This is a genomic window from Gilliamella apis (assembly GCF_030758615.1).
Lineage (GTDB): Bacteria > Pseudomonadota > Gammaproteobacteria > Enterobacterales > Orbaceae > Gilliamella > Gilliamella apis_A.
In genome coordinates this window covers 1465048-1480503 of record NZ_CP132381.1, presented here as the reverse complement: position 1 = coordinate 1480503, position 15456 = coordinate 1465048, and the positions used below count along the sequence as shown (strand labels likewise).

Genomic DNA, 15456 nt, shown 5'->3' with positions numbered 1-15456 from the left:
CAAATATATAGGTTATACAGGATAAGTTGAATTTTTTTGGCAAAATCTATCTACTAAATTCATCTGTAATAATAAACATAATTGCAAATAAAATCGCAGAAAATCAAGTGCCTTACCTTTTCAGGTAAGACACTTTATAGGTTATTGTGGAGTTAATGACATGATAACTGTTTCAAAAGGCTCAAGCGTTAACATTGCTGTTTTCGAAATAGTTGTTGGTTTTTTTGCATGTAACTTACTAGCATAATCAATTTTAATTTGAAAACGGTCAGTTGCATTAGTTGGTAATTCTAAATCATTTTGCAAATCTAGATAATAAACTTGCTGTTTATCGGACGGATTACGTAAAGTGATGATTGCTTTATCTTTACTCCAACCGGCCCAACCATATACACCTAATTTTGTCGGGTCTTTACCTATCCAATGGCTATCAAATAAAACATCTTTATTATTTCTTGCCCATTTTGCGGCTGTAGCTAGCGTATCCCAATTTTGGGTCGTTAATAATTCAGGTGTAATATACATTTCTTGCAATTGAGTACCTGTTGCAAAGTAACTCCAGACCTGATCAGAAAAATCTGTTTCACTTTCTTGATCAAGATTTTTCGCTTGTTTTGCATAGACAATACCATGCAACATTAAGGAGTTAAGCGGGAATAACGGACCTTTTAAAACTATAGAACGATAAGTTTCAGCATCACGATAAGTTAACCACTGTTGCACTTTGCTACCAGGTCCATAGTAGTTAACATCATCCCCTCCTCGCCATATTGAATCGGCATAGAATAACCATGATGGCGTTGCTTGAGTACCGGTGGTTAAATTGATGTAGAGATTTGGATTAGCACTGCGCATATCTTCAATTAAATGGATTGCAGCATCAAAATCACTAGTAAATTGACTACCAGCAATAACCTTATCAGCATTACCCGTTCCATCAAGTTTAAACATGGTTATGTTTTGATTATTAATCAATTCGAGGATTCGTTTATGGAAGTTAGTATAATAATTTGGCCCTGACAAGGCTAATTTACCATCCATAGTTTCATAACCAAATTCAGGCGCATTAGCAACACGTTTATCACGTGGTTTATTATAACCGCCCCATGGTGATAACCAAATACCGAGTGCCGTTTGATATTTATCAGAAGCTGTTTTCAAATTATTAAATTCATTAGGGAAATTCGTACTAAATCCCCAGTTTCCTTTTAGATTATCCCAACCATCGTCAAATAAATATCCATCCAATTTTACCTGACGTTTTTTTACCAACTCCTCACCATATTGATCTATTCTCAATAAAGCCTCTTTTTCGGTATAAGGATTAAAGAATCCTATATCAAGCCATGAATTATAGTGTAAATATGGATTATATGGACGTTGACGAACACTATCAATAAACTGATTAATGTTACGTCTTAACTGTCCTTTTTCATAAGTACCAATATAAGTTTTATAACTTAAAGTGTGTTCAGCTTGCAGTGGAATAGCTTGTGGGATTTTTTGTGATACACCGCCTTCATAAGCAACTGTATTGGTTAGTGGATTTTCTGGAATGATAAAAAAAGTATCACTAATAATCGGTGAACTTACTACTGAACCATACACAAATGGTGCCTGTGAATGGAATGGCATTAATGAAACTGATGACATTAAAAGTGCTTTATTTTTAGGCGTGATTCTTAATTCATAACTCGCAAAATGTTTATCATCATTTAGATTAACGACAGTTTCAATCGACATATCATGACCAGTGTAATTTAATGTCATGCCTGTATCTTGTTGTTGCACTTTATCCAGTGAAAAATCTTTATCGGTTAACTTATCTCCGGATGCTAAAACAATTTCAAACAACGTTTCAATTTTCACCGAATCATTAGTAACTGGATTGATAATATTTAGTGCTGTAATACTATTTTGACTGTCATCCTTAGCTAATTTAACTTGTGCATTTTTTCCTGATAACTGATAATCTTTGGCCCAAGCTGCACCTGTTGGTAAACACAATGCTGATAATATGCCTAACACAACCAATTTTTTCATGTTTTTTTTCATTATTACCTCCTAAAGGATAAACAATTTTATTTCCATAAGTACATATTGGACTTAGTATAGGCATCAAATAGTAATGAAATTGTGATCTTCTTGGCAGTTTATTAGAATTGCAAAATTGCCAAAAAATGACTAAATTTACTTTATAGTGAAAGAGATATATTTGATTGAAATTGATTACAACTAATTTTTTATTACTATAAATCAAGTCATTTCTCAATTAGCCATAGGTAATAATGAAAGGTAGGTTTAGCAATAGACGAGACATTGCTTTTATTTTTCAACGTGATAAAGATCACAATTTTAAAATAAAGTTATTGGCAAAAAACAAAAACTGAAGAATAAAATTTAATGATGATGACAAATGACCAAAAAGGTAACACTAAGTGTTACCTTTCAAAGTTACAACATAGAACGAGTGCTATTTTTTAGTATGATGAGGATCTTTTACTGAATCACCTTGACCACTCACCACATACCAACCATTCTTACTATGTGGTTTTTTATTATGATCAGGACAAGGGGGTAACGATTTTTTACTTTGGTTTGAATATACATAGCCACAATCAGCACATTTATAAGTGCCAGCTGAAACATCACTACCGTATGCAGCAAATTTTTGTACCATTATAAGCTCCTCCAGTAAAATGTTATAAATAATAAGCCGATTTGCTTATTACAATAATATATAAACGCTGATTGAACCAAAAATCAAGTCAAGATTGAATAAATCTCTCAATATCTTCGCTAAAATAGCTTTAAAATATAAAAAAATTTAGATTTCAAAGCTTGAATACTTGATAACAACAGCAATGTAATTCTATCTTATTTTAAATTGATAATAATGGAATATTAAAAGCAATTAACAAATAACAAAAGGTACATAATCATCTTAAAATAACTGGCAAATACTTAATAAAATTCAACTAATTTTTTAAAAGACTTTTTTTAAAAATATTCTATTTTACGGATAAGAGTTATTGACTTGTTTAACAGATAAATAACAATATAAACATCTTAATATTTTAATCAATACTAAAATAATGTAACCGAAAAAACAACCGAGTACAGGAATGAACATCGCAATGATGAATCCTATATCATCGTAACCATTACTAACATACTCAAAATAAAAATATAAAATACCAAACCAACAAAAAGAAAAAACTAATCCACAAAATAATCCTAAAAAAGAAGTTAATACATGTGTCTGAGGGATAATAAATAATTTTATTAATTGTATTAGGAAAAAAACAATTTCAGAGATTATTATTATACAAAATATTATAAAAAGGATATGTGGAGCTGCATCACTAATGTAGAATTCGCTTCTTAAAGAAAAAATATTAAAAGTGACTATAAATGTCAAATAAGCAACCCAAAAAAGACAAATCCATAATTTATCTTTAGATAAATATTTAATAATTTTTGGCATAATTAATCCTTAAAAAACTTAAGTTAACTTCACTATTAACCTAAAAAATCCCATCCAATTAGATATGGTTACACTCTGATAAAATTAATATTTAACTGCTTAATAATCAGTTATTCATTCTACTTTAGATGGTTAAATAATTCTCTTAAGCAATATCTAAAAATGACAGTTAATCAAAAAAATTTCATTTAGATCTTTCAACAAATAAAACACAATATAAAAAATATAACATTCTGATAAGTATTAAAACAATATAACTCATAAAACAGCCAATCGCAGGCAAAAACGCCCAACCAAGAAATCCAAAACCATTCCATCCCCAACTATGAAATCGGACGAAACAAATATATAAAATAAATAGCCAAATAAAAGAAAATGCTAGCCCTAAAATTAATCCTAAATAAGAGGTTAACAAATGTGTACTATTAGCAACAAATAGTTTTATCAACATTGAAAGAAAGAAAATAATTTCAACTACAACCGCTATAGCAAATAAAATATCAACAGTTGGCTTACCTATTTTGCTAATAAACGAATGAGGATTTTCTAAAACAACATAATAAGTTATGTCCATACTAAAGTAGAATATGAAAAAGAGACCGATCAATACAGAATCTTTAAATAAATATTTCATAATGCTTAACACCTCTAATCCTTGAAAATATCATTAAACCTCCCTATTAATCGGTTGGAGAATTGTTTAATAATAATTTTTTTAAGGATTTAGATTAGTTTAATATTATTAAAAAAGCAAATTAGGTATGGTGAAATTGATATCTATATTTTAAAAAATTATTATCACTGATAATGTGCAAACAAAATAGCCCCTAGCAAATTTTTACTTGTTTTTGATCCGGATTGAGCTACAAGTATCTATCTTGCAGCCCTTTGAATTAGTATAAATCATGATAACTAATAAGTATGAAAATATTGCTGAATTAATTCAGGATCTTTAGTTTTAGTTAATGCTGTCATGAGTAAAATTCGAGCTTTTTCAGTATTAAGCGAATCTGAAACTAACCCTGGTAATGTTTTGTTTACAGGAACTATCCCACTACCTGTTCGAGATGAGCGTACAACAACAATACCCGCATTTTCTGCTTTTTTTATGCCTCTATCACTTCTAACAGAAGTAGAGCCAGCTCCAGAACCAGCATAAACAATACCATCTACATGGTTTTCGATAGCAGCATCGAACAAATACTCTGGATCATCCTGATAACCATATAAAATAATCACTTTAGGTAACGCTTTAACACCGCTAAGATCAAAAATAGAATTTGATGTATGAAGTTTGTCAATTTTGGTTTCAAAGTGTGGTTTTGCTGCTATAAAAACACCTAAATATCCCTGTTCTGCGGCTTTAAAGGTATCTGTGGTTGTGCCATTAGTCTTCGTTATAAATCGGGCTGAGCCTATTCTATCGTTAAGTACAACCATGACACCTCGCCCTTTAGCTTCTGAAGTAGATGCCAATGTCACAGCTTCTAATAGATTCATTGGTCCATCGGCACTGATAGCGGTCGCGGGACGCATGGCTGCGGTCAAGACAACGGGTTTATCACTTTTTACCGTTAAATGAAGAAAATAGGCTGTTTCTTCAAGTGTATCTGTACCATGGGTAATTACAACGCCATCAACATCATCTTTTGCTAATAGTTCATTCACACGGTTTGATAGTTTTAAAATAATATCACTGGTCATATCATTACTGCCGATATTAGCTACTTGCTCACCATCAATTTGAGCAATATTTTTTAATTCAGGAACCGCATCAATTAATGTTTGCACGCCCAATTCACCGGCTTTATAACTAACGGTATCGGTATTGCTTGCAGCCGAACCGGCTATTGTTCCTCCAGTTGCCAAAATAACAATACGAGGAAGTTTTGTCTCACCAAAACAGAATGTACTCATTAAGAATAGAGTGGTGAAAAGTATTATTTTATATTTCATCTTTTTTCCTTATAGATAGTAAATAAATATCCTTTTATTTACCATGCAAAATCTAGACCAAGTTAAATAAAATTAAATTGTCGCTAAAAATTCTCAATGAATTATTTAACTTATTAAAAATAGAGTAAAATTAATCAAGAAAGATTTTATCTATTATCAAAATCAATGCACCTAAATGGTGCAATTTGCTCTTAATGATTTAACCTTAATCCTCAAAATTGAGCAAATATGGATAGCTAACTCGTTTTATATAGTGAATTTACCATTTTTAACAATGATAAGGTATAAAAACACAACCTAATTCCGTTCTTTTTAATCATTCAGCAAACTTATTGATTAGTAATAAATAGTGATAAAACTTTTGATAGATTTTACAACTGGACTTGAACCTGTTACTGCTCGATTATGGATTCTTAAATATAATTTTTAATACAGTAAATGACCATTTAAAGGTTTAAGAGTGAATATATTCACATTAAATTCTATGAAATCATTTTCAACCATCGCTTTATTGTCACTATTAAACGAAGAAATCGAATTATCCTCAATATTTTACACTGAGCATTCTAATAAAATAAGATGTATGATTTTCAACTTACATGAGTAATATAAATATTATAATTTTGACTGTGTTTTTGGTGAAAATCTATCCTTTTGGGCAACCTCATCCTATCATTTTAGTAAAACTAATTTGTATTACCAATTCATCTATTATTGATGAACCAATTTACAAATCACCAGTTTACTTATCAATTGATAATATTAACATTAGACACTTCATCATCAACCAATTATCGCTTATTTTTCTTCATTTTCACAGTAAAATCAAAATCCTAATAAAAATTCATATAGATAAAGTTGTTCTATTAGACTTTATTATACTAATCAAAACTCCTCTTAAATTTATTATCAATAAATCAGTTAAAATTAAAAGTTATTATACCTTTTCAAAAACACTTAGAACCGATTATTAAATTAATTAAATTAAATTTTTGTGATCTCAGTCACCAAATTTGGTTTTTATATTTGTGAACTACAACTTTATTATTTAACTTATTATACCAATTGTTTGTTTTTGTATATTTATCTATATTAGAGGGAATTATGTTTTTTACAGAAAGGAAATTAAAACAACGCGTTGAAGAACTATTGCGGTTTGAATTACATGATATTCAAACAATACAAAGTTTTGATTTTTGTTATGACCGTAAAGGAGTTAATGGTGCCCCGCCCCCTAATGAAAATGCCGATTGGCAAAATATTGAGCAAGGATTTGAGTGGAAAGAAAAGGATATCTATGTTTGGTTAAGGTTAAGCCATACTTTCCCTAAAACCGATCCGAATCGTTCCACTCATATAGGTCTTTTTAATTTTTCATTATCTTTTCTACGTGATGAATATGAAGCGTTACTCTATGTTAATGGTAAACCATGGCATGGTTTAGATAAAAACCATAATGTTATTTCATTTCCGGACGACTTTTCTGGTAAAACAATTAGATTTGATATTCGTATATGGTCAGGCGTACTTGAAGGTAAAGTTAGACAACATTTTGATGAGTTTCATGTTGGTAACAGTATAAAACAAGTTGCCTTCGGTTTAAGAGATAAAGCCACTCATGATTTGTACGTGACTTCTACCGCTATATTACAAACATTAGATGTTATCTCTAACAATGATTTTTATTATTCGCGATTACTTAATCTATTAGATAGCGCTTTTCTACTCATTAATTGGCAAAACCCATCTAGTAAAGAATTTTACCAATCAATCAGTAATGCATCTAGGTATTTAGAAGAAAATTACAGCAAAGATGCGGTGAAATCGCCAGTTGTGATTAATTGTGTAGGCCATACTCATATCGATCTCGCCTTTTTATGGCAAATAAAACATACCAGAGAAAAATGTGCGCGCTCGTTTTCGACTGTTTTGAAGTTAATGAAACAATTTCCAAAATATAATTTTTTCCAGTCTCAACCACAACTCTATGAATATGTTAAAAATGATTATCCTGAAATTTATGATCAAATAAAACAACGTGTCAAAGATGGGCGCTGGCAAGTTGATGGTGCTATGTGGGTTGAAGCTGATTGTAATATACCCTCTGGTGAATCATTTGTCAGACAAATTATGTATGGCAAAAATTTCATGGAAACCGAGTTTGGCATAACACCTGAATGCTTATGGTTACCAGATGTGTTTGGATATTCTTGGGCATTACCACAAATTTTAAAAAAATCAGGCATTAAATATTTCATGACAACAAAAATTAGTTGGAATGAATTTAATCAACTGCCACACGATACTTTTAAATGGCGAGGCATTGATGGCAGTGATATTTTAGCGCATTTTGTTACAACACCTGAAGAAGGACATCCACGATATACCTATAATGGCATTGTTAATGCTAAATCTGTTCAGGGGTTATGGGATAACTATAAAGATAAAGGTTTAACAAAAACACTGTTGCTACCATTTGGTTATGGTGATGGTGGTGGTGGGCCAAATGAGCAGATGCTTGAATTATTAGAACGATTCGAAAAAATGCCAGTATTACCTAATATTCAATTTGGTACTGTTAAGCAATTCTTTCATGAACTAGAGGATAATATCAATCATAGCAATGATTGGTTCCATACTTGGGATGGCGAATTATACTTTGAAACTCATCGCGGAACATACACCAGCCAAGCGCAAATTAAAAAAGCGAATCGATTAGCTGAATTAGATATTCGTTTCATCGAATGGTTATCGGCGACTAACTCAATCTTAAATAATGACTGGTCTGTTTATGATAAAAATAAACTAGATTATTGTTGGAAACTCATTCTGAGAAATCAATTTCATGACATTATTCCTGGTTCATCTATACATGAAGTCTATCAAGATACCAAACTTGAATTTCAGGATTTAAATAATAGACATAACGAAATTCTTAGACCTCTGTTAAAAAATATTACAGATAGTGATGTTAATAGCAAAATTATCATCAATAGCTCTAACTTTATGAGAAAAAATGACGTTGTTTATTTTGATACTTATGCAGAAAATCTCACTATAAAAGATGATTCCAATCAATATCTCACTATACAAAAATCAAAACAAAATGATGGTTATTTTGTTGAAATACCATCAATAGCGCCACTAAGTTGTATAAATGTAAGTTATGAAAATAACGTTACATCTGAAAGTAATAAGGCAAAAGATGCTTTTATCTATAATGATGATGAAATAGATACACCTTTTTATCTCATTAAGTGGAATAAATTTGGCCACCTTACCCGTATTTTTGATAAAAAGAATAACCGAGAGGTATTGTCAGGTTGTGGCAATGTATTGACTGTATATGAAGATAAACCAATGAAATATGATGCTTGGGATATTGAAATATTTCATATTCAGAAAAAATCACCTGTTGTACAGTTACAATCTGTCGAACTGACTGAATTAGGGCCATTAATTTGTGAAATCACATTTAAATGGATTTTTAATAACAGTTCAATTTGCCAGAAAATGCGAGTCTATAGTAATAATCCAAAAATTGATTTTATAACTGATATTGATTGGCATGACTGCAATCAACTACTTAAAACAGTATTTCCAGTCGATATTAGAGCAGTTGAAGCAACGTACGACATTCAATTTGGTAATGTTAAACGCTCAACTACTTGGAATACTAGTTGGGATTATGCAAAATTTGAAAGTGTAGCACATCAATGGGCCGATTTATCAGAATACGGTTATGGCGTCAGCCTATTAAATAATTGCAAATATGGTCATGCTATTAGAGACAATATAATGCAATTAACCCTCATCAAATCAGCTATAAGCCCTGATTTACAAGCTGACCAAGGACAACATCAATTTACATATTCTTTATTTCCTCATACGAAGAATTGGCAAGAAGGTCATGTTGCCCAAGAAGCTTGGTTCTTAAATGAACCGCTAAGAATTTATGATGGCAAATTAAAATCATTTATTAAGCCATCTAATCTATCAATTCTTACATTAGATAATCATTTAGTTCAGGTTGATGCTTTGAAAAAAGCAGAATCAGGTGATTGGTTAATTCTCAGAATTCATGATTTCTCCGGTGGAACACAAAATGTCAATATCAGCTCTCACTACAAAATCAACTGGTGGAGAGAGTGTGATTTGATGGAGAACTTTATTGATCAAAACATAAATAAAGGGAATTTAAAAATAAAATTAAGTCCTTTTGAAATTAAAACTTATGCAATTTCAATAAATTAATTGCTTAATTCTATTACGAGGTTTGGAAAATGAAAAATCAAAAAATAATCACTATTCCTAAAGCTATAGGTTTTGGAATGATTGATATCATTGGAGGGGGAGCATTCACCATTATAGGTGCATGGTTGTTATACTTCTTTACTACTTTTGTTGGATTGAGCCCAATTGAAGCGGCATCAATTGTGGCAATTGCTCGAATATTAGACGCCATATTATGCCTTTTCATGGGGAGTTTCACCGATCACTTTTATAAAAATAAATTAGGTAAAAAATTTGGACGCAGAAGATTCTTCTTAATAATTGGCGCACCATTAATGCTTTCTTATGCATTATTATGGATTAATGGCATGGGCTACCTATATTATCTAGCTATCTATTTAACTTTTGAGGTAGTTGTAGCCATGGTAATGATTCCTTGGGAAACCTTACCATCTGAAATGACCAATGATTATGCAGGAAGAACCAAACTATCTACTTGTCGAATGTTTATTTCTGCAGTAGGTACTTTTATGGCAACATTTGTACCAGGCAGATTAATTGCAATCTATGGTGAAAATGATCCAAATGCTTATCTATTTAATGGTATATTTTTTGCTGTATTATTCATGATTTGCGTGATTATATCCTACTTTTCAACTTGGGAAAGACCACTAACTCCGGAAATGTTAAAAGAATTAGAAAAATCTAAATCTGATAAAAAAGTAAATCCAGTTACCTTTGTTTTTGGTCTGTTTAAAGAATATTTCTCTACCCTAAAAGTTAGAGCCTTCAGAAAACATTTAGCTATCTATTTATTATCTTTTACTGGTAAAGATATTTATAACACTGTATTTGTATTTTTCTGTGTATATTGTTTAACGCTTGATGCTTCTGTAGCTGGAAGCCTTTTATCTTTAAGTATCATTGGATTACCAGTTACATTAGTAGCAGGATTCGCATTCGTTAAATATGGACCGAAAAAACTACTTGTTGGTGCTTATTCAACTATGCTTTTATGTTTAGCTGCGACCTATTTAGTTTTTGTATTTAATCCATCATCAAAAATAGCCATACTGTTTGTTATTGGTACTGTATATCAAATAGGCCGATGCCTGATGGAGTTCACGCCATGGAATATTTTCCCATTCATTCCAGATATTGATGAAATGATCACTAAAAAAAGAAGAGAAGGTTTATTTGCTGCTGTTATGACATTCTCTAGAAAAACGACAGTCGCCCTATCAACTCTTTGTGTTGGATTAATATTAGAATTTGGTGGTTTTGTTCAAAAACAAGCAGATCAAACTCCTGAAGCAATAACCACAATTGCATTAATTCTATTTTTAGGAACTGGATTACTTGTTTTCTTAGCTATGTTAGTGACACTCACCTTTAATCTAGATAAAGAAAAACATGGATTATTAGTTAATGCAATTGATGTCTTACAATCAAATGGTGATGTAAATGAGTTATCTGAAGAAACTAAATTCGTAGTAGAAGACTTAACAGGCTATCCGTGTAAAAAATTATTTGAGAAAAAATAAACCCTATTTATACGTTGTAATTACTAATAAAATGACTATAAATAGTCCTAACATAAATTAGTAACCGTAAAAATTAGATACTAGATGAAATTCAGCTAGTATCTAATACCTAATATTCTTAATATATTCTATATTAAAACCACCCTAAACTGTAAAATAAAACTTAAAATTTAATCGTGATTAGTCACATATAAAACTACAAAAGTTAACAGTACAAGTAGAAACTTTTATAATTAATATTATGAGTTAGCTCTTCAATAACAGATAGCAAATCGTTCAAGTTCATTCATAAAATATCAACTTTAGATTTTCTAAACAAAAGAATTAAATATTTTGATAAGGTATTTTTGATAAAAACTGATATTTAAGTAAATTATTTAAAAAGCAAAGCCGAGATGACTGAGTTTGAGAAAAACATATTAATGTTAGAATAAACAACTGTATGAAAAATATTTATTGCTACATTTTTATTAAACTCATCAGCTATAGAATTTTTGAAATTCTATCCTCAACCTTTTTAGCTACACCATCTAACATGCAGCCATCCTCAATAAACTCTTATATTAGAATTATTTTTTTAATATCTGACATATTAAACTGACGAGATTTTGCGTGCGGATCAACAGTTTTAATTATTCCATTGTCATCTCAATATTTTAACTTTATTACAAGAATATTTGTCATTTCTGAAACTTAACCAATACCAACGATCACAGTTAATAAAAAGTCATCATATTCACTTTTAAAAAATTTATTTTCAGTCATTGCTCCTTGCATTTTTATATTTCGAATTAAAAATAACTAGTATTTTATATATTCTAATTTGTTTTTAAAACAAATAGAAAATCAAAAGCGAAGCAATTGTTGTTAAACTACAATCATTAGATCTATAATTCAAAAATTATATTTATATAGCAGATAAAAATAGTGAAATATAAATTATTAACAGGAACTTTCTTTGTACCCATTATCGCCCTATCGGTAGTAACTCAGTTATATATACTTATTCCCGTTTATTCTGATTTAGTACTTTTCATAAAAGGGGCAACTTTAAATAACATTGGCTTACTGACATCTTTATTCGCTATTTTTTATGCAATTGGATTTATTATCTGGGGTGGCTTATCCGATCGAATAGGAAAAGAACGTACTTTATCCATAGGGTTATTGCTATTAGCAACAATTAGTTTCATTATGCCGTTTATTACTAACTATTATTGGTTACTTATTTGTCGAACACTCCAAGGATTTTGTGCTGCATCGTATCCGCCTGTGGCAATTGCTTGGATTACGTTAAATCTATCGGAACCATCGAAGTCTAAGGCTGTATCAATTATTAGTTGTGCTTTTCTGTTAGCTGGTATTATTGGGCAGTGGTTCGGCTCTTTGATGATCACAAATTCTCTTTATCCAGCTATGTGGATTTTAATGGCCATCTATATTTTTGGTTCGCTGTTATTTTTCTATCATACTCCTAAAAAAACTCACCAAGAAAATTCTAGTAATATGAAAGCTTCACTATTTTCAATATTCAAGCAATTACCGCGAGTTTTATTTAGTAAAAAACTATTTCCGATTTATTTATGTGCTTTAATTGTTTTATTAAGTTTTGTCACACTTTATTCCATTTTACCGAGTAATAATATTGCAGAATACATCCCGACACTAAGAAAGATTGGCATTGTTGCGATGCTATTTAGCCTTACCGCAAGTTATCTATTTAGACATATTAAGCCAGTTTATGTCCTTACTTTAAGTCTATTTTTAATGACAAGTTCTCTTCTTATACATTATCTTTATTTAAATGAACAGTTAAATAATATTTATTTACTTTTCATTAGTCATTTCATATTTATCGTTGCACTTGCTTACGCAGTCCCATCGATGATTACCTGTGTAGCCACTCAATCAGCAATTGAGGACAGAGGCATTGCAACATCTCTGTATACTTGTATTCTCTTCATTGGTGCAAGTTTGGGCTCATTTTTGCCTATTATTTTTAAGTCTAACAACCTAATTCTATTCATCTCAATTTGTATCTTTATTGCTTTAGTACAACTTATATTACTTAATAAAAAATGATAGATAGTAAATGTTAGATTTAATGTAACAAAAGATTTCTTAGAAGATTATGAGCAGATAAAAAAATTATATTTTTTAAGCAAGATCTCGAATGAGATTTAATAAAAACTGGCCGTCAGAAACAGAATTGTTTACATATCAGTTAGTTAAGTAAATTAAAAAAGCAAAAATTTCTCCATAAAATAAGAAATAATTTTGAAAACAATTAATATCAATTCAAAAGATAATAATCCTACTGGACCTGAATCAGTGACCAATCGATTATGAGTCGCTTTTATAGCCTTATTGAATTGAATTAAATATAAATTACAAAAAAACAAACAATTAAAGAGGTTGGTCACCCTTATTGCTGTATATTTGTTTACTATTTTTTACAGATTTTACGGCACAAATATGTCACACGCCAATTACCCTATGCTTATTTCTTATTTGCCCTTTAATAATCCATACCACAAGTTTACAAATATATTTTAATTGTTGATAAATAAAACTAATTATTTTTAACCTAGTTAAAACAAAAAATTACACTATACTAACTTGCATTTGAATGATACTTGATGGGTTTATAATACGCTATAAAGAGTTATAGTATTTTGTATTAAAAATTAATAACAGATTTTATTTGTTTTAGTGCAAAATACTCACTTTTTATAAGTGGTATATTATGTTTTTCTTATCTAAATTATTTAAACCAAACAAATTTAAAACAGTTAATGAGTGGTTAGACCTATATATAAAAATACTATTAGAGCGTGAATTAAAATATAAAACACTTGAAATTAAGTTTTATTTAATAAAAGTAATTCGCAATAAAATCGGCAACAAAAACATTCGCAATGTTACTCCTATCGATATATCAAACCTTATTCAAATTTATATAGATCAAGATAAACGCCCATCAGCTAAATCAATGTACCATTTACTACGTGACGTATTCAGAGAGGCTTACGCTCATGATTGGAACGATAGAAATCCAGCCGAACCAATAAAATGCCCAAAAGTTGACGTAAAGAGATCTAGAATGATACTCAATGAATTTAAAAAAATAGTAGAAGCTGCAGATAAAAACCCTCGATATCACTATATCAGGGATGCAATGTTAACTGGTATTGTTACTGCGCAACGTAGAGCAGATATATCTACAATGAAAAAAACTCACGTCAAACGTAAATATTTGCAAATACAACAGCAAAAAACTGGCTCTAAAATTGCATTACCAGTCAAATTAAAATGTAAAAAGGTCGGGATCAGCATTCAAGACATCATAAATCAATCACAAGCACAGTATGTCGTAACAAAAAAAGGAAAACAGGTATTACCAAAACAAATTACAAGCGGATTTGCAAGACTCAGAGATAAAGTTTTTAGTCGAGATCATTGGCCTGGAACACCTGCAACATTTCACGAAATAAGATCATTAGCTGAACGTCTATATCGAGAGCAAAAAATTGACACCATGACACTACTTGGCCATAAATCTCAAGCAATGACAGATAGATACAATGATAGTCGTGGGCGTGAGTGGCGATATCTCAAAGTTTGATCTATGATTGAGATCTAAGCCCATCAATAAGGCTTATCAGGAAAAATAACGTTAATAACTGATGCATCAATCCGATTTAATAGAACTCGGTACTTTTTCCACGCCTTCAATTTGTCTTCATCACCATTTTCAGATATGTCAAGATCAATTGCGTCTTGTAGTATCGATATATTTTCATTAGCTTCATTCAATAATGAGCTTTTTAACATTTTGTTTTGTTTTATTTTAAATGCGTTTTGCTCATCTTCATCTAAAACCCATTTTTCGCCGTTCCACCGACTAAACTTGAATGGCTCTAATAATGTAAATCCTTCTTTTATCGTTCCGAGATATTCAACTCTGTATGATTCCTGAGTTTCTATGTTATAAACTGTTTTATCACGATGATCTTCAACTAATAACCACTCTCCATTTTTCTCGCATGGATGAAACCCTTCTTTAAATTCAGGTTTTACACGCAATGCATTATCTGGTGGTAATGTATCGTCATTAGCATCAAGTTGATGCGTATATGGTTTTAGTTCATTTGTATTGTCAAAATAATAATTTATCATAATTTTTCCTATTTAATTTTTACCTACTCGACAGGTAGGTAGCGCCGAAGATGACGC

At 30.5% G+C, this 15456-nt stretch carries 10 protein-coding genes; 4 read left to right on the top strand and 6 right to left on the bottom strand.

The window, feature by feature from the left end:
* Window positions 1-141: 141 nt before the first annotated feature.
* The 5 genes from RAM17_RS06800 to RAM17_RS06780 all read right to left on the bottom strand — a co-directional run bounded on the left by RAM17_RS06800 (window position 142) and on the right by RAM17_RS06780 (window position 5443).
* Window positions 142-2055, bottom strand: coding sequence for an enterotoxin (locus RAM17_RS06800; protein ID WP_110447925.1), 1914 nt, complete (start codon window positions 2053-2055; stop codon window positions 142-144).
* A 418-nt stretch (window positions 2056-2473) separates the two neighbouring features.
* Window positions 2474-2680, bottom strand: coding sequence for a hypothetical protein (locus RAM17_RS06795; RefSeq protein WP_065578823.1), 207 nt, complete (start codon window positions 2678-2680; stop codon window positions 2474-2476).
* Window positions 2681-3016: 336 nt separating this feature from the next.
* Complete coding sequence (locus RAM17_RS06790) at window positions 3017-3487, bottom strand: hypothetical protein (protein ID WP_110447926.1); 471 nt, start codon at window positions 3485-3487, stop codon at window positions 3017-3019.
* Between the two features lie 184 nt (window positions 3488-3671).
* Complete coding sequence (locus RAM17_RS06785) at window positions 3672-4121, bottom strand: hypothetical protein (RefSeq protein WP_086365413.1); 450 nt, start codon at window positions 4119-4121, stop codon at window positions 3672-3674.
* A gap of 278 nt (window positions 4122-4399) precedes the next feature.
* Complete coding sequence (locus RAM17_RS06780; protein ID WP_110447927.1) at window positions 4400-5443, bottom strand: type II asparaginase; 1044 nt, start codon at window positions 5441-5443, stop codon at window positions 4400-4402.
* Between the two features lie 1104 nt (window positions 5444-6547).
* On the opposite strand from RAM17_RS06780, the gene RAM17_RS06775 reads away from it, so the two are divergent.
* The 4 genes from RAM17_RS06775 to RAM17_RS06760 all read left to right on the top strand — a co-directional run bounded on the left by RAM17_RS06775 (window position 6548) and on the right by RAM17_RS06760 (window position 14845).
* Window positions 6548-9697, top strand: a complete 3150-nt coding sequence (locus RAM17_RS06775) for an alpha-mannosidase (RefSeq protein WP_110447929.1) — start codon at window positions 6548-6550, stop codon at window positions 9695-9697.
* Window positions 9698-9726: 29 nt separating this feature from the next.
* Complete coding sequence (locus tag RAM17_RS06770) at window positions 9727-11220, top strand: MFS transporter (RefSeq protein ID WP_110447930.1); 1494 nt, start codon at window positions 9727-9729, stop codon at window positions 11218-11220.
* A gap of 927 nt (window positions 11221-12147) precedes the next feature.
* Window positions 12148-13302, top strand: a complete 1155-nt coding sequence (locus RAM17_RS06765) for an MFS transporter (protein WP_181414665.1) — start codon at window positions 12148-12150, stop codon at window positions 13300-13302.
* A 664-nt stretch (window positions 13303-13966) separates the two neighbouring features.
* The gene (locus tag RAM17_RS06760; protein WP_110447932.1) at window positions 13967-14845 is read left to right on the top strand and encodes a tyrosine-type recombinase/integrase; all 879 of its coding nucleotides are present in this window, start codon (window positions 13967-13969) and stop codon (window positions 14843-14845) included.
* A 23-nt stretch (window positions 14846-14868) separates the two neighbouring features.
* Here the strand turns inward: RAM17_RS06760 and RAM17_RS06755 are convergent, their stop codons facing one another.
* Entirely contained in the window at window positions 14869-15399 is a 531-nt protein-coding gene (locus RAM17_RS06755; RefSeq protein WP_110447933.1) for a tail fiber assembly protein, read from the bottom strand.
* Window positions 15400-15456: the final 57 nt, after the last annotated feature.